This is a genomic window from Oligosphaera ethanolica, assembly GCF_030814695.1.
Lineage (GTDB): Bacteria > Verrucomicrobiota > Lentisphaeria > Oligosphaerales > Oligosphaeraceae > Oligosphaera > Oligosphaera ethanolica.
The window spans coordinates 322771-347077 of the sequence record NZ_JAUSVL010000001.1 but is presented as its reverse complement, the minus strand read 5'-3'; the positions used below and the strand labels follow the sequence as shown (position 1 = coordinate 347077).

15 protein-coding genes are annotated in these 24307 nt (G+C 60.9%); 6 read left to right on the top strand and 9 right to left on the bottom strand.

Going from position 1 to position 24307, the window contains the following annotated elements; all coding sequences use genetic code 11:
* Positions 1-137: 137 nt before the first annotated feature.
* On the bottom strand, positions 138-3860 hold the full coding sequence (locus tag J3R75_RS01225; protein ID WP_307259386.1) for a PAS domain-containing hybrid sensor histidine kinase/response regulator: 3723 nt from the start codon (positions 3858-3860) through the stop codon (positions 138-140).
* A gap of 623 nt (positions 3861-4483) precedes the next feature.
* On the opposite strand from J3R75_RS01225, the gene J3R75_RS01220 reads away from it, so the two are divergent.
* The 3 genes from J3R75_RS01220 to J3R75_RS01210 all read left to right on the top strand — a co-directional run bounded on the left by J3R75_RS01220 (position 4484) and on the right by J3R75_RS01210 (position 10194).
* Positions 4484-5293: an SDR family oxidoreductase gene (locus J3R75_RS01220; protein ID WP_307259384.1), complete on the top strand. Its 810-nt coding sequence runs from the start codon at positions 4484-4486 to the stop codon at positions 5291-5293.
* Between the two features lie 101 nt (positions 5294-5394).
* Positions 5395-9270 (top strand): hypothetical protein, encoded by a 3876-nt coding sequence (locus J3R75_RS01215; protein WP_307259382.1) that lies wholly within the window; start codon positions 5395-5397, stop codon positions 9268-9270.
* Between the two features lie 228 nt (positions 9271-9498).
* Positions 9499-10194, top strand: a complete 696-nt coding sequence (locus tag J3R75_RS01210) for a DUF1559 family PulG-like putative transporter (protein WP_307259380.1) — start codon at positions 9499-9501, stop codon at positions 10192-10194.
* A gap of 167 nt (positions 10195-10361) precedes the next feature.
* On the opposite strand, the gene J3R75_RS01205 is transcribed toward J3R75_RS01210, so the two are convergent.
* The gene (locus J3R75_RS01205; RefSeq protein ID WP_307259378.1) at positions 10362-10703 is read right to left on the bottom strand and encodes a hypothetical protein; all 342 of its coding nucleotides are present in this window, start codon (positions 10701-10703) and stop codon (positions 10362-10364) included.
* A 596-nt stretch (positions 10704-11299) separates the two neighbouring features.
* Here J3R75_RS01205 and gpmI point away from each other — a divergent pair.
* A complete protein-coding gene (gene gpmI / locus J3R75_RS01200) occupies positions 11300-12946 on the top strand; it encodes a 2,3-bisphosphoglycerate-independent phosphoglycerate mutase (RefSeq protein ID WP_307259376.1) in 1647 nt (548 codons plus the stop codon).
* A 100-nt stretch (positions 12947-13046) separates the two neighbouring features.
* Here gpmI and J3R75_RS01195 read toward each other — a convergent pair whose 3' ends face one another.
* Together J3R75_RS01195 and J3R75_RS01190 are read right to left on the bottom strand one after the other, a co-directional pair.
* The gene (locus J3R75_RS01195) at positions 13047-14438 is read right to left on the bottom strand and encodes a sulfatase family protein (protein ID WP_307259373.1); all 1392 of its coding nucleotides are present in this window, start codon (positions 14436-14438) and stop codon (positions 13047-13049) included.
* A gap of 26 nt (positions 14439-14464) precedes the next feature.
* Positions 14465-15934, bottom strand: coding sequence for a sulfatase family protein (locus J3R75_RS01190; protein ID WP_307259371.1), 1470 nt, complete (start codon positions 15932-15934; stop codon positions 14465-14467).
* Between the two features lie 113 nt (positions 15935-16047).
* On the opposite strand from J3R75_RS01190, the gene J3R75_RS01185 reads away from it, so the two are divergent.
* Complete coding sequence (locus J3R75_RS01185; RefSeq protein WP_307259369.1) at positions 16048-16221, top strand: hypothetical protein; 174 nt, start codon at positions 16048-16050, stop codon at positions 16219-16221.
* A 19-nt stretch (positions 16222-16240) separates the two neighbouring features.
* Here the strand turns inward: J3R75_RS01185 and J3R75_RS01180 are convergent, their stop codons facing one another.
* From J3R75_RS01180 to J3R75_RS01160, 5 genes are read right to left on the bottom strand one after another with little or no spacing between them, the layout of a single operon-like run.
* Complete coding sequence (locus tag J3R75_RS01180) at positions 16241-17740, bottom strand: UDP-N-acetylmuramoyl-L-alanyl-D-glutamate--2,6-diaminopimelate ligase (RefSeq protein ID WP_307259367.1); 1500 nt, start codon at positions 17738-17740, stop codon at positions 16241-16243.
* A 48-nt stretch (positions 17741-17788) separates the two neighbouring features.
* A complete protein-coding gene (locus J3R75_RS01175) occupies positions 17789-20173 on the bottom strand; it encodes a peptidoglycan D,D-transpeptidase FtsI family protein (RefSeq protein ID WP_307259365.1) in 2385 nt (794 codons plus the stop codon).
* 27 nt (positions 20174-20200) lie between these two features.
* On the bottom strand, positions 20201-20632 hold the full coding sequence (locus J3R75_RS01170) for a hypothetical protein (RefSeq protein WP_307259363.1): 432 nt from the start codon (positions 20630-20632) through the stop codon (positions 20201-20203).
* Between the two features lie 10 nt (positions 20633-20642).
* A complete protein-coding gene (gene rsmH / locus J3R75_RS01165) occupies positions 20643-21623 on the bottom strand; it encodes a 16S rRNA (cytosine(1402)-N(4))-methyltransferase RsmH (protein ID WP_307259361.1) in 981 nt (326 codons plus the stop codon).
* Positions 21624-21632: 9 nt separating this feature from the next.
* The gene (locus tag J3R75_RS01160) at positions 21633-22118 is read right to left on the bottom strand and encodes a division/cell wall cluster transcriptional repressor MraZ (RefSeq protein WP_307259358.1); all 486 of its coding nucleotides are present in this window, start codon (positions 22116-22118) and stop codon (positions 21633-21635) included.
* 856 nt (positions 22119-22974) lie between these two features.
* On the opposite strand from J3R75_RS01160, the gene J3R75_RS01155 reads away from it, so the two are divergent.
* Positions 22975-24273 carry an FAD-dependent oxidoreductase gene (locus tag J3R75_RS01155; RefSeq protein ID WP_307259356.1) on the top strand — a complete coding sequence of 433 codons (1299 nt, stop codon included), beginning with the start codon at positions 22975-22977 and terminating at the stop codon, positions 24271-24273.
* Positions 24274-24307 lie beyond the last annotated feature (34 nt).

Here is a 24307-nt window from a genome sequence, read left to right as displayed (position 1 = left end):
CGCTTGCCCTGGGCTATCATAGATCGTGCTTTCAGCGCTTCTGCCGCTTCGCGGCGAAGAAATGCCCACTTCCTAGCGGCTGCTTGGCTAAAGCGGCCATCGCCAGGCATACCTGCAGAGCATGGGGCGCATTTCCTTTAGCGCAGCCAGCGTTCGAGGATGGCGCGGATTTGTTCCGGCGTGATGGGTTTGGTGACGTAGTCGTTCATGCCCGAGCCCAGGCAGCTTTCGCGGTAGCCCTGGACGGCGTGGGCTGTCATGGCGATGATGACCACGTCGTGGTCAAGCACGGTGGTGTTGGGGTTGCGGATCAGCCGCGTGGCCTCCAGGCCGTCCATTTCGGGCATTTGGATATCCATGAATACCAAGCGGTAGTGCTGGCGTTTGAGGCAGTTGATGGCGTCAAGGCCGTTGGCGGCTACGTCAGCGGCATAGCCAAGTTTTTTCATGATGGCCAAGGCGACCTTCTGATTGACGACGTTGTCCTCAACCAGCAGGATGTCTGCTGCGCTGGCGGCTGCTGTTTCCGTCGACAGCGTGCAGCATGGCGCCGATGTGGCTGCTGGCTCCGCCGACAGCGTGCAGCATGGCGCCGGTGCGGTTGCGGCAGATGACGCCGAGCAGCCGGCGTTGGCGCCGCGTTTCGCGTTTTGCTGCCCGATGGCATTGAGCAGTGCCTGCCAGAGCTCGCCACAGCGCACGGGTTTGGCCAGAACCTGTCGTGGGCCAGGCCCGAAGAAGTGCTGGATTTTATGACGTTCCTGGAGCCGGCAGAGGACGACGAGGGCGACGTCACCCCATGGGGGCGAGTCTACAGGGGCATGGTCACCGTCGTCATGATTGGCCAGAAACTGGTAGTCGACGATGGCGAGGTGGCAGGTTTGGCCGTCTTGCCGGGCTTGGTCGAGTGCGGCGGTGGCCGCGGCCATGTCGGCGACGGCGTTTGTGGTCAGCCCCCTGGCGATCAAGCAATCATGAAGCGCTTGGCGCGCGTGGACATTGGCGACGACGATGAGCACGGACTGGTCCGCCAGTATGGGCGGCAGGGGTTCGCGCGGCGGTACTGCCGGCTGCTGCTTTTTCATGCAGATACTGACGACGAAGCGCGCGCCGTGGCCAGGTTCGCTGGTGAAGCTGATGCTGCCTCCCAGCAGATCGACCAGTGTTTTGACGATGCTCAGGCCCAGTCCGGCGCCGCCGTGGCGCCGTTTCATGGACGAGTCGCCCTGGAAGAACATATCGAAGATGCGTTGTTGGTGTTTTTTCTCAATGCCCACGCCGGTGTCGCTGATCGCGAACTCCAGCGTGGCCTCGTCGTCATTTTCCTGCAGGACCTTGACGCTGATGACGACTTCGCCGCGTTCCGTGAATTTGAGGGCGTTGTTGACCAGGTTCATGATGATCTGCTGCAGGTGGAAGGCGTCGCCTTGCAGGAGCACGGGTAGGTCATGGGGAATGGTGCAGGCCAGTTCCACGGCGTTGTTGTTGATGGCCAGGGCCAGATTGCTGCACAGCTCTTCCAGCATGGCCCGCAGATTGAAATTTTCCTCCTGCAAGATCAGGTGGCCGGTTTCAATGCGGGAAAAATCCAGAATTTCATTAACGAGCATGAGCAGCTGTTGACTGCTGGCGCTGATGATGTCGGTGTAGTCATGTTGTTCGTCATTGAGCCCGGAGGATTTGAGCAGTTCACTGCAGCCGACGATCCCGTTGATGGGCGTGCGGATTTCGTGGCTCATGTTGATGAGAAATTCGCTTTTGGCGCGGTTGGCGGCCTCGGCGGCCAGCTGGCTCTTCTTGAGTTGTTCGGAGATTTTCACCCGTTCGGTGACATTGTGGTCCCAGCCGTAGTAGCCGGTGAGATCGCCGTGGTCATTGAACAAGGGCATGCCGCAGGTCGAGACCATAATGATGTCGCCACTGGGTTTGAGGATGGGATTGACGATGTCGAAGAAGGGCTTCTTGCTGGCGAAGAGCTCTTGTGATTGCGCCTTGAAGCGTTCGTAGCCAGCGGGTGGGTGGAGACTGTAGAAGAAGTGCTTGCCGACCAGTTCTTCGGGGGAGCGGCCGTAGATGGCGCGGGCCACGGGGCTGATGTAGGTGAAGCGGCCGTCGGCATCGCATTCCCAGAGCACGGTGTTGCTTTGTGCCAGCAGTTGGTTGAAGCGCAGTTCGGTGATGCCGAGTCTCTGGGTGCGGTCGGCGACCATGCTTTCGAGCTCATGACGGCGGTGGCAGAGCATGCGGACGATTACGGCGATGCTGCTGGTGAAGGCGAGGCCGGTGAACCATACCAGCCAGGCTTTCCAGATGGGATGGGCGGCCATGTAGGCGGCAGAGGGTCGGGCGGTGATGGTGTACACCCTGCCGAAAACTAGCATTGTGCGTACCTGCAAGTAATCGTCGCTGACTGTTGCCGCCTCGCCGCGGCTGAGCACGAGTTCCGGCGTGGCATCGGGGTGGAGGTAGGCGAGGGTAAGCTGCATCAGTTCGTGTTTCTGGCGATCGTGCCCGAAGAGTGCTTCGACCCGGATGGCCGCTGCAGCGAAGCCCTGGAGGCGCTGGCCGTTGTCAGCAGCGAAAACCGGGTGGAAGATGGTGAAGCCCTTGATGGCATCGGGCTTGAAGCCGTGATAAACGGGTGCGGAGGCCGTCGGCAGCTGGCTGCGGCCCGCCTCTTCAATGGCTGCGCGTCGCCGCGGCTCGTATCCCATGTCAAAGCCCAGCGCCAGTTCGTTGCCCGCTTGAGGCATAAAATAGACAATGGGATAATAGTAGTCGCGTGTTTGTGCGGCCAGGATTTGCCGGCCTGGGCCAGGCTCGACAATGGCGAAGTCCTTGTGCCCATCCTGTTGTCGTTGCCTTTCGTAGGGTAGGCGTTGGTCCTGTTTGACGACATCGACCCATCCCCACAGCCGCACCATGGACCGTTTGACGAGATGGCTGGTGAAGGTTTCGTATTCGTCCTTGCTGATCTTTTCGCTGCTGGCGAAGAAATCGGCCATGCCTGCAAGTTCCGTGAAGTCGTCATAGCTGAGTTTTCGGGCGAAGGCGTTGGTGTAGCTTGCGGCGAGTTGGCGGAAAGACTGCCTGCGTCGTTGCTCTTCCAGATCGCGCACATGCCAGGCGATGAAGGACGATAGCGTGATACCCATGGCGATGCTGAGGATGCACTCCAGCTCCTTGAGCCATAGCGGGCAATGGGGGGCGTTATGCCGGCGTCTGGCCTGCAGTTGCCAGGCGCCGAGGAGCATGGCGATGAGCAGTACGCAAACCAGGGCGCCGGGCAGGGCTGCGCGCAGGATAGTCAGGTGCCAGGTCAGGGTTTTGATTTCCACGCCGAGCGTGCAGACGGTCAGGCCATCTTGTGGGTCGAGGATGGGGACCAGGCAGCCGAGCCAGGTTTTGTCCTGGCCATTGTGCGGGCCAGTTACCAGCTCGGCGCCGTTTTGGCAGGCGTTGACGACGGCTCGGTCGGGATCGGTCAGGACTGTCCCAGGCGGGCAATGTTGTGGCGAGTCGTCGTCGCGGTTGTCGAGGTAATAAAAGAGCTCGCCGTTGTCACGGTGGCCAATGAGGTAGATAGCGCGCAGTTTGGGAAAGGCCTGTCCGATGATCTGCAATTCTTCGCGCAGGCGGTGGTATTCCGGCAGGAGCAGGTCACTACTGTTCCCCTTGAGAGCCATGACGACTTCGGGGTTGACGGCGGCGGCAAGCTGTCGTGACCGTTGCAGGTGGAGGTCCCTCCCGCGTCGGTCGTGTTCGCCAGCGGCCCAGGTGCTGTACATGACGCCGGCGAGCAGGATTAGTGCGGAGAGCAACGCATAGATGCCAATATGGCTTTTTTGTCCATGTTGCATGCCGTGTTTTCCAAGGCCGATATGGTACCATAATCGATCGCTTGACATAACACCTTTCCGCTTGCTTATCGCAGTCAATGCTGCCCGCGTGACTAAGGCGTGGCGACAAGAAAGCCCGGGAGATCCCATATGGCTTATAGCAGGCATGTAAGCATAACAGTATAGGGCCGTATAGCTTTCTGCTAGTGCGCAAGAAGTAAAAACGCGGGAGAAAGATTGCTCGTCCCCTGCGTTGCAGGACATTGGCATTATAGTGGCGACGGGAGCTGAACGCACTACTGGCCCCTGTAGAACTTCCCGACGGAGGTAATGGCTCACTCATTGATACCAGCCGGAGCGCAGGGGACGCCTGGGACCGGTTGGCGCTGCACTAGGGCGAGGACTCACGACTCATAAGGCATGTTCCCATGGATTGGACCGTGGGGACTTTCGGGACCGTGGCGAATGACGCATTGGACTCAAGGGACTGATTGACCGACGACTGGGATGCCTGGGAGCGTCGCCGTCCCGGCGGCATGTGAGCGCTGAAAAACAAGCTGTGGCAACGCTGGTATCAATGAGTGACCGATTGCCGATGGCGGTTCATGCGTCGTGTCAGCAATAACGAAGAGGATGCTGGTAATATGAGTTACAAGGACAAAATCGTGGTCGTTACAGGCGGCGCCAACGGCATTGGTCGTTGTGTGGCCGAGGCGTTTCTGGCTGCTGGCGCACAGGTACTGGTGCTTGACCGTGATGAGAAGGCCGGCCGACGGCTGGCAGAACAATGCGGGCCGGGCCTGGTTTTCATGCCCTGCGACCTCTGCGAGCGTAGCAGCATCGACGCCTGCGTCGACGCGATCAGGGATCGCTTTGGCGCGGTGGACATCCTGATCAACAACGCCTGTGTGAGTGCCGGCGGCATTGCTTCGGGGTGCGGCTGGGACGACTTCATGGCGGTGCTGGCCGTAGGCGTGGTGGCGCCGTACTATCTGTGCCTGCGGCTGCGGGAGCTTTTTCGCGCTGGCGCCAGCGTCATCAACCTCTCGTCCACGCGCGCGTTTCAGTCGCAGCGCAATACCGAGAGCTACAGCGCAGCCAAGGGCGGCATCACGGCATTGACCCACGCGCTGGCCATGAGCTTCGCCGGCACCGCCAGGGTGAACAGTGTTGCGCCGGGCTGGATCGACACCCGGGAGTATCGCGAGGCCCCGCCGGCGGGCTTGCCCGACGCGGCCGACTGCCAGCAGCATCCTAGTGGTCGCATCGGCCGGCCGGAGGATATCGCCGGGCTGATCCTTTATCTCTGCGGTGACGACGCGTCTTTCATCAACGGCCAGTGCATCGTGGCTGACGGCGGCATATCTCGTCGTATGATTTACCACGCTGACGAAGGGTGGGTTTTCACGCCGCCGGGCGCACAGCCGGCTGGCGGCTGCCCGGCCTCGGGTTGATGTCGGCCGTGATTACCGGTATGTTTTTGCCTTGGCGGGTGTTTGTTGTGGTCAGAGCAAGCGGTCGGCTGGTGCGTGGCAGCTATGATCGGAGATGAACGATGAAAAAGTTTCTTGTGTTTTGGGTATGTTTGATCGTCTTGCCGGCCATGGCGCAGGACTTGCGGCTTTGGCCCTTGTTTTACCACAAGGCCGATGTTACTGCCAAGAGCAGCAAGACGGAGGTCTTTTGGCCGCTCTATGCGCGCACGGCGACCGATGCCTACACGGCCCATCAGATTGTCAGTTTTCAGCGGCGCTTTCCCTCGCAGTTTCGTAGTCAGGCGTATGTCTTCTGGCCCTTTTCGGGCTGGTGCTATGACGGCGATGCCGGCCACGACGCCTGGCTTTTTCCGTTTTTTTGGTCAGCTTCGGATGAGCGTCACTTTGTCAATGCGCTGCTCCCCGCGTGGTATTACAGACGCAGGGGTTCTCAGCACCATTTGAACATAGCTTTGCTGAACCACAACTACTGGACCACGAATAAGCATCGGCACTTTTTCTTGCCATTGGCCTGGGGGATGTGGGATGACGCTCCGCCCGAAAGCAACTTTTACAGCTGGGGGCTATTTCCGGCTATTTCCGTTTATCACGACAGTCGGCATTGGCATCGCTGGGGCAATATGGCCTTGTTCTATTATCGGCATCGGCGCAGCGTTTTTCGTGATGGCGAATTGCCTCGGGACAGCTGCCGCCGCTACGGCCTTTTCCCTGTGGCCGACCGCCATTACCACTGCACGTTACAGCATCGTGATGACACGTTGCTGCACAGCACGACGACCTATTTGTTTCCCTATTGGCAGAAATACCGTCGGGTGGAAAAGGCCATTGCCAGCCAGGACGTTGGCACAGTGGCTGGCGCCGCTACAACCATCGAGGAGCATTTTCGGGCAGCGCTGCCGCCGGTTTATTACCGCCAGCGCCGAAGCGAAGTCGCCGGCGACGTCAGCTCGTCCCGGACCTGGTTGTTGCCCTACTATGGCTGCCGACGGCATGAAGAGACGGAATCCGGGTTGCGTGTCAGCTATGATCTTGACAGCGTCCTGCCGTTGTATTGGCATGGCCGCAGAACCGAAATGGCGCTGGCTGACAGCCGCATAGCGCTTACCGACCGGTCGTTGCTGGTTTTGCCCTATTATGAGCGGTGCTTCATCGGTGATGGCAGTCAACGGCGCAGCCACAATCTGCTTCTGGCGGGCTGGGGCGATAGCCAAGTCGAAAAACGCGAGCCGGAGCGTCCGGCCGCCAGGTATTCGTGGTATCGCTATCTGCTGCCCTGCTACTTCCACAGCAAGCAGGGCACGGTGGCTACCACACCCGGCAGCGACGGGGATGACTACGATCATACGCTGTGGCTCGCGCCATACTGGTATCATGCCGAGCGGGAAGGGGCATTGTCCGGCCGGACAGACTTTCTGGCGCCGCTCTATTATCGCAGCGACGTTGAGCATATTCGCCATGGCTGGTGGACGCCCTTGTACGGCAATTGGCAGCGCCAGGCAAGTCCGCGCAGCAAGGCCGCGCTTGCGGATCTTGGCGAGATGGACTGGGGCCGGGATAATTGCCGTAGCCGCTGGATTTTTCCCTGCTGGTATGAGAGTGCCGACTATAGCCAGCAGAGCTGGTGGCTTATCCCTTTGTTGGGCCGGAAAAGCGACTGGCTAGTGTATGAGGACGATCGGGCGCCGACGTGGCGGGGAACAACGTGGTTACCGCTGCTGCTGGCAAGCCATGTGACTCTAAGAGGGGACAGGCTCCAGCATCGGAATCTCAACGTTCTGTGCGGACTCTATCGGCAAGAAAAGCGCAGCAATGCTGAGGCAGTACAATGGCGGATGAATCAGCTTTTCCCCCTGTGGCATTACAGCGGTGGCGAGCAGGACATGGAGTTGCGTCTTCTCTGTCCGCCCTTCAGCTATGCCCATTGGGAATACAAGGCGGGCCCCTTGCAGACGCATACTGAGCAAACGCGCTTGAGCATCCCGGCACGTTGGTTGCCGCTCTATCGCTGGCGACATCGTTCCGCACAGCGGGGCTCGGATGAGCCGCCAGCCGAGCAGCTGAGCTGTTCGCTTTGGCCCTTCTTCAACTATGAGCGCATGACAGCTGACGATTTTCATCGCTTGTCCATTTTGGCCTGGCTCTACCAGCGGGAAGAACGCCATGGCGAAGTGCATGCGTGGGGTCTCGGTGGCGGTCTGAGTAACAGTTATGATCGTGATATCAATGGCTTCAGCAGCCGGTCGGTGCTCTATCGCCTCTACCGGCGGGAAGAGCACAGCTGGTCCCGCGAGTGGGAACTCATGCCCTTTATCTCGGCGACGAACATTGAGAATGGCGATGGCGGCTGGTCGATCCTCGGTGGACTCTTTGGCAGCTGGCGGCAAGGAGCAACGCGGACCAACAGAGTGCTTTTTGTGCCGTGGCGCACGCGTTGCGCTGACAGTGCCGGGGCAGGCAACGGCGATGACGCTCTGGCAAAACGCGCCGCCGAGCATGTGGGTTACGCCCTCAACTACCTCCAGTCCCGGCGCTTTGAACTGGCCGCAGTGGAATTCATGCTGGCCAAGGGCGCCTTTGAGCACGATTCGGCCATATTGCTACAGGCGGGTGACGCCTATGCGATGGCCAAGAGCGACGGTTTTTACGAGTTTTTCCGCAAGGACACGGGCAGCAGCGTGGCCTATGTCGCCAACAAGGGCGAGCAATTCCGTCAAGCGCGTTCGGTGAAAGTCCTGCGCCAGACCGCGATCGACTTTTATGAACAGGCCATCGCCGCCGGCGCCGACCGTGATTTGACCGAGCTCAAAATCGCTCTTTGCCACTGGCTGTGTCAGCAGCGTGCCGAGGCATGCGTCCGGATGCGGGCGCGCTATGAACGCACGGGCCGCAGCGAGCATGCGGTGGAGTACCTCGGTTTCGTGCTTGCCGACGGCGATCTGCCCGCCCACGCAGATGACATCCGCGCCTTGGCCCGGCGTTTTCCGGACAGCGTGCAGCTGGCCTTTATATGCTATCAGCTAGACTGCAAGGAGGAAAAATTGGACAGCGCCAGCAGCTTGCAGCGCTTGCGGGCGATGCTGGCCATGCCGGCGTATACCCTGCCGGAGTATCCGCCGTTGCCGGCGCCCATTCCCTGGTATGTATGGAAGAAGCGGGCCTATGCGATTTACGGCCCGCTGTGGCAGGGACGGGCCTTTGCGGATTACGGCCGGCTCCTGAACACCATTTATGATGCCTTGGCCGACCAGATTGCACGCCTGCCTGCGGCTGAGTCCTCACGCGTTGCCGAGCAGCAGCGCCTGAAGGCGGAGCTGTGGTCGCTCATTGAACGCAGCCACGGCGAACTGCAGCTGCTGCGCGTCTATCTGCGGCGCGACCTTTGGCCTGATGATCACGAGTACCTGCAGGAACTGCAGCTTTGCCAGACGCGGTTGGCGGCGTGGCCGGCGCCCAAAGAGAGCATTGCCGAGGTAGAGGCTTTGTTTCGCCGGCAGCAATGGCGTCTGTCCTGGCTGCGCGACTGGGAGCTGCGCCTGGTTGAGGGCCGCGCGGGGCGGACCGGCGTCGGCCCGCTGCGCAGCGCCGGCGGAGTCTATGTCGATCTTGACCAGCTCTTTGGCCAGGTCGATCATTGTCTGGTGGAAGCACGCTGCGTGCTGAGAAGCGCGCAAGCCCAGGAGGTCATTCTGCATCTGGGCTTTGACCACGAGGCCAGCGTCGAACTCAATGGCCAGCGGCTTTTCGGACCCGTCAAAAACAGCATTGCTCGTATTGACCAACACACGCTGACTTTGCCACTTCAGGCGGGGGCCAATTCGTTGCGCATTCTGCTGCGGGACGACACCCTCAGCTTCGGTTTCTACGCCCGCTGCACGGATGCGGCCGGCACGCCCATAGTCTTCGCCGAGCTCTATCCCGCTGTGGCCGGGGAATAGCCTGTGTCGCCCGAGCGCAGCAGTAGCGGCAGCGAACCGCGTCGGCAAGGCTGCTCATTGATTCGTCACTCCCCCGCCTTTCCCGGAATGTGTGAACCCATTTCAGGGAACTGTCACCGGCTCTTGTTACGCCGGCATACTTTTGCTATACTGTAGCGCAGATGTTTCCAGAAGAGGGCCGCCCTGCGTCGGTGGCTGATGTTTGGTTTTTCCCAAAGGAGAGATGTGATGTCACGGAAAGTCTTCACGCTGATTGAGTTGCTGGTTGTGATTGCGATTATTGCCATTTTGGCCGCCATGCTGTTGCCGGCATTGAGCAAGGCCCGTGAAAAGGCGCGGAGCATCGCCTGCGTGTCGAACTTCAAACAAATCGGCTTGGCGGCGGATATGTACTCCAATGACCACGACGACCAAGTGGTCAATGTTTATTTCAATTTCAGCGAGACCATCGGCGGTACGGCCTACGCCGGGCGTGGCACCTGGCGCTATGCGATGAAAACATATGCCGGCGACAAAAAGATGCTGCAGTGCCCTAGTGACTCCCGCAACGCCCACGAGGGCAATGTCGGCGGCAGCTGGATCATCTTGACTTCGGGTACCGACATGTCGCATTTCTACATGCCCGTGTCCTACGCGTCGAATTATCGTATCACCAATCAGTACGGCTATATCCGCAGCAGCATCATCCGGCCGTCGGAAATATGCTTTCTGGCCGAAAACTCACACACGACCCTGAGTAACTCGACGACGTCGCTGTCCTTTGGCGAGACGGATATATCACCGACCAGCAATGTCAAGATCGGCGTCAATTGCCGCCACAATAAGGGCACGAATATCCTCTATATGGACGGCCATGTCGGCTGGATGACGCCCGCCCAGATGCTGGCGGACAGGAATAAGCTGATTGTTGATGTGCTGAAGTAGGACGGCGCGCGCTCGTGGCTGTAGATCAAATTGTGTTCTGTCGGTACGTTCTGAAGACCATAGCGGCCCGGTATCTGTCGATTCGCTCGACAAACACCGGGCCGTTTTAGTTTTTGCGGGCACCGTGCCCGCGAAGGAGCGCGCGTGCTCGCATGGCTATTTGGGGCTCAGTGGTTGAGCCGCAGACCGCAGTTCTGGCAGGCCTTTTGGGGCGGGAAGCTCCAGGCGCTGTCCGGCGTGTAGCTGGTGCGGGTTACCGTTTGGACAAAAAAGAGCTCGCCGCAGCGCGGACAGCGCCTGCCGTGTAGGATCTTCTGCACGACCATGCCGGCCACAAAGAGCAGTAGCGGCACGGCCAGGGCGTGCCAATGGCCGCTGCGGCGGATGTGGGCCATGCACAGCACCAGAATGGGAAAGTAGCCAAAAAGGATGCCCAGAAAAAGCCGGCGGAGCGCCCGTATCCGGGCTAGACCACGGCGAACCTCTGCTTTGTCGGGAGAGTCAGTCATATGAGGGCCTCCAGTTTGATCCACGGTATTATACAGTTTATGGTCGTTGCGGTCCAGTGTCGGTAGTCGGTCACTCATTGATACCAGGCTTTCCTGAGCCTTTTCTTTTCAGCGCTCAAATGCCGCCGGGACGGCGGCGCTCCCAGGGAGTTCCCAGCGTCCGCCAAGCAGTTCCCAGCGTCCGCCAAGCAGTCCCCAGCGTCCGCCAAGCAGTCCCCAGCGTCCGCCAAGCAGTTCCCAACGTCCGCCAAGCAGTCCCCAGCGTCCGCCAAGCAGTCCCCAGCGTCCGCCAAGCAGTTCCCAGCATCCAAGGCGTCATTCCCCACAGTCCCGAAAGTCCCCACAGTCCAATCCATGGGATCATGCCTCATGAGTCGTGAGTCCTCGCCACCGCGCCGCTGCCAACCGGTCCCCACGGTCCCGGGCTTCCTCACGGTCCCGGCCAGTATCAATGGCTGGCCGATTACAGCGTAGGTATAAACTGCGTCTGGGCGGCTGGTCATGGGCCGTGGGCACTTTATATTAGGCGTTTTGTGTTTATGCCTGTACACGTTGTTGCGAACTGCCATGTGACTGAAATCAGATAAGGAGAACCCATGCTGGAAAAACTACCGAAGGCCCCCTGGATGAAAGAGCGCAAAGGCCCCGTCGTGCTGGTGATCATGGACGGCGTGGGTTTTGGCAAATTCAGCGAGGGCGATGCGGTGGCGTCGGCCTATAAGCCCACGCTGGACTGGTTTCTGGCCAATTGCCCCAACACGCGTCTGAAGGCCCATGGCCAGGCGGTGGGGCTGCCGAGTGACGCGGATATGGGCAACTCCGAAGTCGGGCATAACGCCATTGGTTCCGGTCGGGTTTTCGACCAGGGCGCCAAGCTGGTCAGCGCGTCGCTTGACAGCGGCCAGATGTTTGTTGGCCAGGCGTGGCAGGACGTCGCCGGCAACGCGGCGGCGAAGAAGAGCGCGCTGCATTTTATCGGCCTGTTTTCCGACGGCAACGTCCATTCCCACATCGACCACCTCAAGGCCATGATTGGCCAGGCGGTCAAGGACGGCGTGAAGAAGGTCCGCGTACACATCCTGCTGGATGGCCGCGATGTCGGTGAGACATCTGCGCTGGACTACGTGCGGCCCTTCGAGGAGTTTCTGGCGCAGCAGCGCGGCGTTGGCTGCGATGCCCGAATTGCTTCCGGTGGCGGGCGTATGTTCATCACCATGGACCGCTACGGCGCAGATTGGTCGATGGTTGAGCGCGGCTGGCAGACGCATGTACTCGGTGAAGGCCGCCAATTCGCCAACGCGGAAGAGGCCATCACTACTTTGCGCAAGGATACCGGCGCCATTGACCAGGATCTCGGCGCTTTTGTCATCGCTGAAAATGGCAAGCCCGTGGGGACTATCGAAGACGGCGACAGCGTGGTCTTCTTCAATTTCCGCGGCGACCGCGCCACTGAGATCACGGCGGCGTTTGAGGAGGACAACTTCACGCGCTTCGATCGCAAGCGCCGGCCGGCCGTGGTCTATGCCGGCATGATGGAATACGACGGCGATTTGCATGTGCCGAAGCGCTATCTGACCAACCCGCCCGTTATTGACCGTACCTCCGGGCAGTTCCTCTGTGCGTTGGGAGTGCGGACGCTGGCTTGTTCCGAAACGCAGAAGTACGGCCACGTCACCTATTTCTACAACGGCAATCGCTCGGGTAAGATCAATGACCAGCTCGAAGAGTACGTCGAAGTGCCGTCGGACATTGTGCCTTTTGAGCAGCGGCCGTGGATGAAGGGCGCCGAAATCACCGACGTGGTCGTCAAGGGCATCGCCAGCGGCAAATACGATTTCATCCGCTGTAATTACCCCAATGGCGACATGGTCGGCCACACCGGCGTCTATCAGGCCGCGCAAATTGGCGTGGAATGCGTTGATCTCTGCCTGGCGCGCATCAAGAAGGCCGTGGACAAAGCCGGCGGCGTGCTGGTCATCACCGCCGATCACGGCAATGCCGACGATATGTTCGAGCACAAGAAGGACGGCAGCGTCCTAATGGAGAATGGCATCACCAAGGTGAAGACCGCCCATTCACTGAACCCCGTGCCGTGCATCGTGTATGATCCGGCCGGGCAGGGCGAGTACAAAGCTGAGTTGCGTGAGGGCCTGGGCATCAGCTCCATTGCCGCCACCTGCATCAACCTGCTGGGTTATGAGGCGCCAGCTGACTACGACCCCAGCGTCCTCATCCCACGCTAAAATACGAACCACGAATGGCCACGAATTAACACGAATAAAGACAAATAATTGCTAATAAACGAGTTGCGCCAGCCACGGCTGCGCAACTCGTTTGATTTTTTTATTGGTGTGTATTGGTGTTCATTGGTGGTTCTGATTCGTCGGGGAGTGGCTGGCGGTGGAAATGCAGCTGGCTGTCGTTCCAGAGTTGGCGGAAGCCGTCTTCGCGGACCATCTGTTGCCAGGGGCGGAACGCGTATGGGCCGGCGCTGGCGAGCTTCTGGTGCAGGGCGTTTTGGCGGTCGCGGATAACGCCGGCCATGGCGGGCTGGTCAACGAGGTTGATCAGTTGCATGGGATCGGCGGCGTTGTCGAAGAGGACCTGAGGTTTGCCGTGGCCATCCTGGCTATACGTCCACTGCGTGGTCCGCAGGCCGATCCACTCGCTGGCGCCGCGATCTTCGGCCTGATGGCATGGCACGAGATCGTAGATGAGCGCGGCGTCGAGGCCGTTGTCGTTGTTCAGCCACATGGCGCTGAGGTCCTGGCCATCGCAGTTAGGCCATGGCGTGGCGCCAGCCAAGGCAGCGAGGGTGACGGGTAGGTCGGTGAGGCTGCAGAGCTGTTCGCGCACGCCGCAGGGGATATGCCCCGGCCAGCGCGCCAGCAGCGGCACGGCGATGGACTCCTCGTGCGGCAGCTGCTTATTGCGCAGGCCGTGACTGCCGAGCATATCGCCGTGGTCGGACGTGTAGATGACGATCGTATTGTCGGCGACTCCCAGTTGGTCAAGGCGCGCGAGCAGCCGCCTGAACTGGTCGTCGAGGAGAGTGATCAGCGCGTAGTAGGCGCGCAGCCAGACGCGGGCCTGGTCCTGCAGCTCTATGGGGACGTTGGGTCGCAAGGCGAGCGACTGCGGGTCGTAGAGCCGGAGGTACTCTTCGGGCACGGCGTTGAATGGCTCGTGTGGGGGGCTCCAGGACAGGAACAGCGCCCAGGGTTGTTGCCTGGCGTTGTTGCGGTCGATGAATTCCAGGGCGAGGTTGGTTTCGCCGACGGATTGGAAACCCGGGATGTCGTGTCGTTGCTCGGCTTCGTCGAAATAGTAGCCTTTGTTGTAGGCGTGGTTGCAGTTTGCGCCTTTCCATTCGTGAAAGCCGAGGCGTTCGCCGGCGGGGATGGCCTTGGTGCGCGGGATGCCGCCGAGGTGCCATTTGCCGATGTAGCCGGTGTGATAGCCGGCGTTTGCGAGGTGCCGGGCGATACTGTCGCATTGCGGGTCCACGGGCAGGTCGTTGGTGATGGCGCGGTGTTTCCAGGCGTGGCAGCCGGTGAGCAGCGATCCGCGCATGGGCACGCACACCGGTGCGTTTGAGATGCAGTGCTCAAAGCGCAGGCCGTCTCGGGCCAAGCCGTCCAGGTTCGGCGTGCGCACTTGCGCGTCGCCGTAGCAGCCGAGATTTTGCTTGCGGTGTTGGTCCGAGAAGACGAAGAGGATATTCGGTTGGGGCATGGGGCGCCTTCGTGTTTGTCCAGTGCCTATTTTTCTTCCGGGTGGCGTTCGCGTAGCAGTGGAATGGCCCATTCACGGCCGGACTCTTCCAGGCGCTGGCAGTATTTGGCGAGGTGGTTATGGGCGTGGCATGGTCCGCCATTGGCCAGCTCTTCCCAGAGTGGGTCGTGGTAGTAGCCTTCCGGCTGGGTGGCCATCATGGCGTCGTGCCAGTTCAGGTAGCGGTAGGCGGCTTCCCGGCAGATGTCCGGCCGTTCGGCGGCCAGATCGCGTTGTTCGTGCGGGTCTGCCGACAGATCGAAGAGCATTTCGCGCGGGAAGAGGTGGAAGAAATCGTGATAGGTGCGGATGTACAGCCAGTTGTCCCAGCGTACTGAGCGCTGGCAGCCATGGCAGCACTGCGATAGAATCAGTTCGTCGTGACCAGTGGCCGCGCCTTTGTCCACGGCGGCGGCGAAACTCTGGCCTTCCCAAGATTTGCGTGGGGGCTTGCCGATGAGATCGGCCAGCGTGGGCAGCAGGTCAATGTTGTAATGCAGGCCGTCTTCGGCGGTGCCGGCTTGTTTGCCGGGCCAGCGGATGATCATGGGAATGCGGCAGGTGATGTGGTCGGCGGTGCCGTGTTCGCTCCACATGCCGATTTCGCCGAGGTTTTCGCCGTGGTCGGAGCTCACGATGATGACCAGGTCGTCGAGTACGCCCAGCGCTGCGAGCTTGTCCAGCAGCTGGCCGACGTGTCCGTCCACGTAGCGCACGCCGCAGTCATAGCCGTCTATTACTCGGCGCGCGTCGGCCATGTTTTCGACTTTGCCGGGCTGTCGCGGGAAGCGCGGATTTTCCTTGTCGTCGTACATATTGATGTCGAGAATGCCGTGCGGTCCGACCTGGGTCTGGCGCTGTTGGGCGATGAGCTCGGGGGTGATCCATGCGGGCAGTGGCTGATCGGCGAAGGGATTGCCGAATTCCTCGGGCGCGCGGTAGGGCGTATGCGGGTCCCAGTAGTTTACGTGGAGATACCAGTTGTCATTGGCGCCATTGTCGTCGAGCCATTTCATGACGCTGGGCGTCACATGCTCGGCCGACTCCATACCGCCCATGCCAGTGTCGATGATTTCCCGGAAGCCAGCGTAGTAGGGGAAGGACGAATGGCGCTCGGCAAAACCGCCGATGTACACTGTGCGCAGGCCACCAGCGGTTTTCAGATAGGCGGGCAGGGTATCGAAGCTCAGCTGACTGCGGAAGCCGCGGGAGCGGCCTTGGGGGCGGAAGTCGGCATTGAAACCGTCGTGGTTGATGACGCCATTGTGGATGCCGAAGGTGCCGGTCATCAGCGCCGAACGCGAGGGCAGGCAGGGCGCGTCCGATGTGTAGCAGTTGTCAAAACGCACGCCTTCGGCGGCAATGCGGTCGAGATTGGGCGAGGTGTCGCGGTGATAGCCGTAGCAACCGAGGTGATCAGGCCGCAAAGTGTCGATGTCGAGATAGAGAATGCGCATGGCAGATGGACCTTTTTGCTGCGGGGAAACTGATAGGTTGTGAGGGGGATGAGTGTGTGGTAAGGGCCATTTCCTACATTAGCACCGGATGCAAGACCGCTCCAGCGCCTGACATGAATATTGCACATGCGCAGATACTGACGCTGGCGGCTGGGGCCGCATGTTCTGACGGATCGTCTGTCTTTTATCGCGGACGGATCGGACGGATTGGACGGATCGGACGGATCGTCGATTTGATCGGTCTGATCGGTCTGATTGGTCTGATCGGTCTGATTGAGGAATTCTGAGCCGGCGTGCTTGACCGGGTTATTGCGGCTGGTTTTGTGCGGCCCAGTCTTGGGCGACAGCAATATCGCTGAAGGGGTGTTTGACGCCCATGATTTCCTGGTAGTCTTCGTGGCCTTTACCGGCGATGAGGACGACGTCGCCGGGGGCGGCGTCGTCCAGCGCCTGGAAAATGGCTTCACGGCGGTCGCAGATGGCGCGGACCTTCTCATGGTTGGTGATGCCGGCGAGAATTTGGTCGATGATGTCTTGGGGTGGTTCGCCGCGCGGGTTGTCACTGGTGACGACGATGCGGTCGGCGCAGTCGTTGGCGACTTTGCCCATCTGCGGTCTTTTGCTGCGGTCGCGATTGCCGCCGCAGCCGAAGACGACCGTGAGGCGTTTTGGGCGCAGGGCGCGGAGGGTTGCGAGGGCGTTGGCGAGGGCATCGTCGGTGTGCGCATAATCGATGAAAACGGCACAGCGGGTGATGTCTTTGACGCGTTGCATACGGCCCGGGGCGCCGTGGCAGTTGGCGAGGGCGCGGGTGATGACGTCCAGCGGCACTCCCATGGCTTTGGCGAGGATGGCGGCACCGGCGGCGTTGTAGACGTTGAAGAGTCCGGGGAGAGGCGTGCGGAGGCGCCAGACGCCCGCGATGTCGCTGCCGCAGATGCAGAAGCTGCTGCCCTCGGGCGCGAGCACGACGTTTTCGACCTGCAATTTTGCCTGGGCAGCTTGGTGCAGGCTATAGGTAAGCAGTGCGTCCTTGTCGTCGAGTTCTGTTGCCAGCCGTCGTCCGTAGGGATCATCGGTGTTGATGATGATGGGCGTGTCGGGTTTTCTACCCGTAGTGAAGAGGATTTTTTTGGCCTGGTAGTACTGCTCAAAATCGTGGTGATAGTCAAGATGATCACGGGTGAGATTAGTGAAGAGCGTGGCAGCGCAGGCCGCAGTGCCGAGGCGATGTTGTGCCAGGGCGTGGCTGGATATCTCCACTACGACCGGGTCAGCGCCGGCTCTCTTGATCTTGGTGAAGAGGTCCTGGAGCTCGAAGGGGGTAGGGGTTGTCCGGTCGGCGTTGCGGGTATTGCCGTCGCCAAGATCGTAGACCACGGTGCCAATCATAGCGGGGCGATAGGACGCCTGGCGAAAGATGTCCCGGAGAAGATACGCCGAAGTCGTTTTGCCGTTGGTGCCGGTGATGCCGACGATGCGCAAGGCGTGCCCGGGACAGCCGGCGGCGGCTTCGGCGAGGACGGCCATGGCGCGATAGGGCTCTTTGACCTGAAAAGAAACGATGTCCGGCGGCAGCGCGCAGGGGCGCTCCAGCATGATGGCGGTGGCGCCGGCGGTCAGTGCGGCGGGAATGAAGTCGTGCCCGTCTGCCTTTTCACCCTTGATGGCGCAGAAAAGGGCGCCGGGCTGCAGCTGGCGTGAGTCGGCACTGACGCTGCTGATGACGCAGTCCATGGGGCCTGTGCTGCTTAGGAGCATATCAGCCAGGGCGTCGCGGTAATAGGCTGCGGGATGACATGTCATGGTTATGAAACGACCCGGGTGAGGGTTGGGAAGGGACATGCAAAGACTTCAGAACTGATCTCGCTCAGCAGGCTGCTGCGTCTTGGCGGTGGCGTCGTTGGCGCCTTCGCGACGCTGTTGCTGGGCCGTCGTCGTGTCCGAGGACTGGGGCGAAATCTGCAGGAGACTCAGGGTGCGCTCAGCGATGCGCGAGAAGGTCGGCCCGCAGACAGTACCGCCGTAGGTGCGGTTTTTCGGTGTGTCGGCCACGACGATCAGGGTGAAGGCCGGCGCCTCAGCCGGCACGAAGCCAATGAAGGACGCGACGTATTCGCTGTGTGAGTAATGTCCCTTGACTCCTTCCGATGCAGGAATCCACTTTTGTGCGGTGCCGGTTTTGCCGGCTACGGTGAAGCCTTCGACGGCGGCCTTGGTGCCCGTGCCGCCGGCCTCGGTGACCAGCGCCATCGCCTTGGTGATTTCCCTTGCCGCTTCGGGCATGATCGGCCGTGATTTGATGCGGGGGACATGGTGGGTGATGACGTTGCCTTTGACGATGCGGTCGACGACGTAGAGTTGCATCATGACACCGGAGTTGGCCAGGACATTGTATGCCTCGAGCATTTGCAACGGCGTCGTGAGGACGCCTTGGCCGATGGGGAAGCGGGTGACCGACAGCTTATCCCAGTTTTCCAAAGGACGGAGCGAACCGCTTGCTTCCTTGGCAAAAGTGATGGGGTCGCCTTGCGCGGGATAGAAGCCGACGCCGGTTCGGCGGCCGAAGCCGAAGGAGCTCAGCCCCTGGTAAAGGCCGCCTTCACCGAGGTCCAGGGCGATTTTGGCGGTGCCGATATTGCTGGATTTCTTGACGATTTCGGCCACGCTGATGTCTTCGTAGCGGCTGCCGCTGCTGTCCTTCAGGCTGCGGCCGCCGTAGATCCAGTAGCCGCGTTCACAGTAGTAGACGCTGTCAAGTCGGCAGACGCCGGCGTTGAGCGCGCAGGCGATGCTGGGGCCTTTCATGATCGACCCTGGTTCGAAACCGAGGGTGAGCGCGTGCAGCTGTACGGCCATGGGGTCGGCCATGGTGCTGCGGTCGTTAGGATTGAAGCTGGGATAGTGGGCGATGCCCATGATAGCGCCGGTTCGCGGATCGGTCATGATGGCGTAGGCGCGCAGGGGCTGATAATCCTGTACCAGCGAGGACAGCTCTTCCTCCATGATCTGTTGGATGGGCGCGAAGGTGGTCAGATAAATATCGGCGCCGTTTTCTGCCGGGATGATGATTTCCTTGCCGTTGGGGCGTTTGCGGCCGGGGGCGATTCTTTCGAAGATGACTTCGCCTTTTCGTGGCTGCAGCCATTTGTCCATCATTTCCTCAATGCCGCTGACGCCGCGGTCGTTGTAATCCATAAAGCCGATCAAGTTGGCCATAAGTGCTTCGCCGGGGTAGCTGCGGTAGGCGGCATCGCTCAAGCGTAGGCCATGATAGCGTTTCTCTCTGATGGTTTGTTGCAGTCTAGTGGCGGTACTGATGTCCACATGCTGTTGCACGACAATCTCGCGGGAGCGGTTGAGTGCCTTGTCGATGCCGGCTTCGAGTGCAACGGGCAGGACATTGAGTTTTTGGGCCAGGAAGGCGACGACTTCGCCGCGTCGTTCCGGGGGGATTTGCCGTGGTTTGATGCTGATCTGATAGCTGTCGGGCACAGCCGGCGGCGCGGCGGCGGTGATGAAGACGCCGGGGAGGCGTTTTTCGCTGATTGCTGCCGCGGTGGCCGGACCGACGCAGCTTTCCACGAAGTACTGGAAGTCTGTGGTGGCTGCTTCGTACAGTTTTCGCGCCAGCGGCGTCGGGGGGGCATTGAGTTCTTGCGCGAGCAGGCTGATGATGGCCGGGCGGGTTCCCTTTTTGAAGCGCAGGGGTTCGGCGTACAGCGTCTTGGTGACGATGTTGCCGGCGAGAAGATTGCCGGCGACGTCGTAGATTCGTCCCCGCTGGCCGTTCTGCGTTTGCCGGCCGGTGTAGATGCTTTCGGCTTTCTGGGTCAGTTCGGCGTTGCGTTTGATTTGGAGGCCGAAGAGATGATGGGCAAGGCCGAGAAAAGCGGCAATAATGACGACGGCGACGAGGAAGAATCGTGAACGGTAGTGAAAGTGCTCATCATCGTCGTAGCAGCAGGTGTTGCGATCGTAGGTTGCGTGTAGAAAGGACCAGCTCAGGCGGAGGAGCTTGCTGAGCCGCCGCCAGTGGCGGGGCAAGGCGTGCGTAAGCGTGCGGGGAGCAATCGGAGTGCTGGCGGCACGTGCCCCAGGCGTTGCGGCAGCGCCCTGGTTGGCGTTCTCCGGTACTGACAGCGGCAGGGACGCCGGCGCCCCGGGGGTGTCAGCGGCGACGACGCGAGTGGCACGTCGCAACGCAATCCATATTTTTGTTATGTTGGCTTTTATCATGGCAGTGCCGGTCCGACTTGAGAGTGGTTAGGGTATGTTGCTGACGCCGGGTTGGCCGTTGCTCGTCTGGTTGAGAGCGGTGGCGCTGGCAACGCTGCCGACGCTGTGGTTGCTGCCGCGGAATTGGCTGAGGCGGGTGACCTGTCCAAGCGCGGGCGGCACGAGTCCCAAGCGGGGGGCAAAACGCATGACCTCCCGGCCTTTGAGGTGTTCAAGCCGCACCTGCAGATTGTCTATTTCTTTGCTGCGGATGGCCATGTTGCCGGTGATGGTATTAATTTCTGCATTAAGCTTGTTTTGTTCGACGTGGAGGCGTATATAGGTCAAGGCCATGCTGGTGCCGGCGATGATCAGAAAGATGACGACGGCGATGCTGGTCGCGGTGGCAGTCTTGCTGCTGCTGTTGTCGTCATAGCGGGTTGATTTGCTGCGGTCATTCCATAGTGCACAACTAGTCATGGCGTGTTCCTTATGCGAAGGTTGAGGAAGCGACGGCAGCTTCGGTAATTTTTTCTGCCACGCGCAGTTTAGCTGACGCGGCGCGGGGATTTTCCGCCAGTTCGGCGGCCGCCGCGGTGATGGGTTTTTTAGTGATAAGCGCCAGGGTGGCTTTTTTATTGCAGGCGCAGATTGGCATGCCGGGCGGGCAGATGCAGGTCGCGGCTTCGTGTCGCATGAAGTGTTTGACGATGCGGTCTTCAAGCGAGTGGAAGGAAATGACGGCCAGGCGGCCGCCTGGGCGGAGCAGGGATAGCGCGGCCTGGAGGCCGTCGCGCAGTTCGTCTAGCTCGTGGTTGACGGCTATGCGCAGGGCTTGGAAACAGCGGGTTGCCGGCGGCAGGCCGTGCTGATGTGCGCGGCCGATGATGCGCTCCAGCAGCTCGGCGAAGTCTTCGGTGCGTTCCCATGGCTGGTCGGCGCGGCGGGCAACCACGGCGCGGGCAACCCGGCGGGCCATGCGCTCTTCGCCGTAGTGGTAGAAGATGTCCGCGAGTTCTGCTTCGGAGTATTCGTTGAGGATGGTGGCGGCGCTGACTGGGTCGTCGGGATTCATGCGCATGTCGAGCGGGCCCGCGAAGCGGAAAGAGAAGCCACGCTGCGGATCGTCAATTTGCGGTGACGAGACGCCGATGTCCAGGAGCACGCCGTCGATGCTGCCCCAGCCGAGTTCGGCAGCGATGGTGGCCATATCTGAATAGCGGCCTTGTACGCAGTGGGCGCGTTCGGCGAAGGGCGCAAGGCGCTGGCGGGCGGCCTGGATGGCGCGCGGGTCGCGATCAATACCGATGAGATGACAAAGAGGCAGTTCTGTCAAGAGAGCCGACGCATGACCGGCAGCGCCGAGCGTGCCGTCGATGAAGCGCTGGCCGTTGGTGACGGCCAGGCTGGCGACGACCTCCGCGAGGAGGACGCTCTGGTGTTTGAAGCTGTTGTCAGATTGTGTGGTCATGCAGTGGTGTCAGAGCAGTGTGTTGGTTGGGGCGAGACTTTTTTCGATGATGGCCAGGCCTTTGAGGCAGTCGTCCATGGGTGGCTTGATGAGGTCCCAGGTTTCGGGGGTCATGATGCGGCCGAAAGTCAGCGCTCCAACCATGACGGCCTTGTCTTTGAGGCCGGCGTATTGAAAGAGCACCGGGCTGATGGCGAAACGGCCGTGCTTGTCAGGGATGATTTCCTGGGCATGGGAAGCCAGGCCGGAAATGCGGTTGGATTCTTCCGGGTCGCTGATGGCGACGGCGCGGGCGCGAATCATCAGGCGCTGGAAGTGCTCACTGGTTACAAGTTGAATGGTCCGTTGCGGGCCGGGAATGAGGAAGAAATGCGTGTCTTCGGTATCGGAAGCGAGGCGCCAGTTTTTGGGCATGGCCACACGGCGCTGGGCGTCGACCGCGCAAGGGGCCTCGCCAAGAAAGGAGCGCTCAAATGTGGGGGCAAACTCTGTCATGATCGGGCTGGGCCCTGTTAAAAATCCCTAAATCTTACTAAAGCCACCTAAAATCCCCTATCTTTCCCTAAGATACGGGAAAAAGGGGGTTGTGCAAACGTCTCTGGTGATTTTTCTTGCCAAGACGTGTTTTTTATTGTCTTTGACTGTCCTGCCGTGGCTGGGTGGGGCGACGTCGTCTTCGGGTCATGCCGCAGTCATGGATACCGGCCGTTTTCAGTGGACGCCTGGGACTGTGGGGAATGACGCTTTGGACTCAGTGGGCTGATTGACCGACGTCTGGGGCACCTGGGTCCCAGGGGACGTCTTGGACCGTGGGGACCGGTTGGCACTGCGCTGGGGCGAGGACTCACTGACTCATGAGGCATGATCCCATGGATTGGACCGTGGGGAATGACGCATTGGACTCAGTGGACTGATTGGCCGACGTCTGGGACACCTGGGATCAGCGCCGCCGTCCCGGCGGCATTTGGGTGCCGACGGCGCGACCTGGGATGCCGGGCGCGCGCGTGGACGCTTGCTGGCCTCTGGCGACGGCGCGGGCTGGCGCGGGCTGAAGGCCCGTACCACGGCTGGGAGACGGGCCGGGTACGGTCGGCGTGGATGACGAGGACGGTTTAATGAGCCGTCTTGTCGGAGTGGGCGAGACGCCCACTCCACGACCGCGAGACGTAATCGGTCAGCGACCACCCCGGTGGGAAAAACACCGGAGTGGTTACTGACCGATTATAGAAAAGGTCTGTGGTGTCGGGGATATTCTTGCCGTGTGTTTTTCGCAGATTATACTGCATGGGTCACACGGTGATGCAGGTAATGGGCCGCAGTCATATATAAGGAATGAACACAGAGGTTGTCAATGGGTGATAGTTACGACGTGGTGGTGGTGGGCGGCGGTACGGCGGGCGTAGTGGCGGCTTTGCAGAGTGCGCGGGCGGGGGCGCGGACGGCGCTGCTGGAGATTGCCGGGCAGCTGGGGGGGACGATGACGGCCGGGGGGGTGAATTTCCCGGGCATTTTTCATGCTTGGGGGCGACAGATCATCGCCGGCATCGGCTGGGAATTGGTTGCGCGGGCGGTGGCCATGAACAGCGACGTCATGCCGGACTTCAGCGTCTATCCGGGCAGTGCGGGCTGGACCTGGCCGTTGGGCCAGCACTGGCGGCACCAGATTGCGATCAACGCGCCGCTCTATGCCGCGTTGGCCGAAGAGGCCTGCGTGGACGCCGGTGTTGAGCTGCGCTATTATGAGGTGCCGATCGGGGTGAAGCGGCTGGACGATGGTCTTTGGGCTTTGCGCAGCTGCGCGGCCGGCGAGGAGCGCGTGGCGCATTGTCGCCAGCTAATTGATTGCACGGGTGACGCCAGCCTCTGCGGGCTGCTCGGGCTTGAGCGCTTGCGTGAGGACAGTACGCAGCCCGGTACGCTGTGGTACCGCCTGGAGAATTTTGACCTAGCCGGTCAGGACCACGCGCAGTTGCAGGCGCGACTGAACGCGGCTGTGGCATCTGGTCAGTTGTTACCGACGGATTTGGGGACACCGGGGATCGCTTTCCGCGAGTTGCTGCGGCTTTGCGGCAACCACATCATGGGTGCGGACAGCTCGACGGCTGCAGGCCGTACGCAGGCGAACATTGCCGGTCGGCAGTGCATGCTGCGGGTGTTGCGTTTCGTGCGCAGCATGCCGGGCTGCGAAAATGCGCGCATCAAGGCGATGCAATGGCAGACGGCTGTACGGGAGACCTGGCGCGTCAAGGGTGAGGTGGTCATTGGCGTTGACGACTATGTTCGCGGCATGTTCTGGCCAGACGCAGTTTGTCACGCGTATTATCCTGTCGATCTGCATGATTGCCACGGTGTGAAGCCTGAGCAGCTGCGCCCTGGGGTGGTGCCGACGGTGCCGTTCCGGGCCCTGATACCGGCTGGGAGCAGCGACATATTGGTTGGCGGTCGCTGTCTCAGCAGCGACCGCCTGGCCAATTCGGCGTTGCGGGTGCAGGCGCCATGCATGGCGACGGGTCAGGCGGCGGGTGCCGCCGCCGCGTTGGCGGCGCGGCGCGGCTGCACACCCGCGCAGGTGCCTTTTGCCGAGCTCACGGCGCTTTTGCGTGAGCACGGCGCCATTGTGCCGGAGCCGCTGGCAGCCGCGGGTGCCTGATGGGGGTGAGGCGCTGGCCGCCTGGTGGGCAACG

Coding starts and splice junctions, on each gene's coding strand:
- J3R75_RS01225 (WP_307259386.1), bottom strand. CDS start 3,860: ATGCAACATGGACAAAAAAGCCATATTGGCATCTATGCGTTGCTCTCC.
- J3R75_RS01220 (WP_307259384.1), top strand. CDS start 4,484: ATGAGTTACAAGGACAAAATCGTGGTCGTTACAGGCGGCGCCAACGGC.
- J3R75_RS01215 (WP_307259382.1), top strand. CDS start 5,395: ATGAAAAAGTTTCTTGTGTTTTGGGTATGTTTGATCGTCTTGCCGGCC.
- J3R75_RS01210 (WP_307259380.1), top strand. CDS start 9,499: ATGTCACGGAAAGTCTTCACGCTGATTGAGTTGCTGGTTGTGATTGCG.
- J3R75_RS01205 (WP_307259378.1), bottom strand. CDS start 10,703: ATGACTGACTCTCCCGACAAAGCAGAGGTTCGCCGTGGTCTAGCCCGG.
- gpmI (WP_307259376.1), top strand. CDS start 11,300: ATGCTGGAAAAACTACCGAAGGCCCCCTGGATGAAAGAGCGCAAAGGC.
- J3R75_RS01195 (WP_307259373.1), bottom strand. CDS start 14,438: ATGCCCCAACCGAATATCCTCTTCGTCTTCTCGGACCAACACCGCAAG.
- J3R75_RS01190 (WP_307259371.1), bottom strand. CDS start 15,934: ATGCGCATTCTCTATCTCGACATCGACACTTTGCGGCCTGATCACCTC.
- J3R75_RS01185 (WP_307259369.1), top strand. CDS start 16,048: ATGAATATTGCACATGCGCAGATACTGACGCTGGCGGCTGGGGCCGCA.
- J3R75_RS01180 (WP_307259367.1), bottom strand. CDS start 17,740: ATGACATGTCATCCCGCAGCCTATTACCGCGACGCCCTGGCTGATATG.
- J3R75_RS01175 (WP_307259365.1), bottom strand. CDS start 20,173: ATGATAAAAGCCAACATAACAAAAATATGGATTGCGTTGCGACGTGCC.
- J3R75_RS01170 (WP_307259363.1), bottom strand. CDS start 20,632: ATGACTAGTTGTGCACTATGGAATGACCGCAGCAAATCAACCCGCTAT.
- rsmH (WP_307259361.1), bottom strand. CDS start 21,623: ATGACCACACAATCTGACAACAGCTTCAAACACCAGAGCGTCCTCCTC.
- J3R75_RS01160 (WP_307259358.1), bottom strand. CDS start 22,118: ATGACAGAGTTTGCCCCCACATTTGAGCGCTCCTTTCTTGGCGAGGCC.
- J3R75_RS01155 (WP_307259356.1), top strand. CDS start 22,975: ATGGGTGATAGTTACGACGTGGTGGTGGTGGGCGGCGGTACGGCGGGC.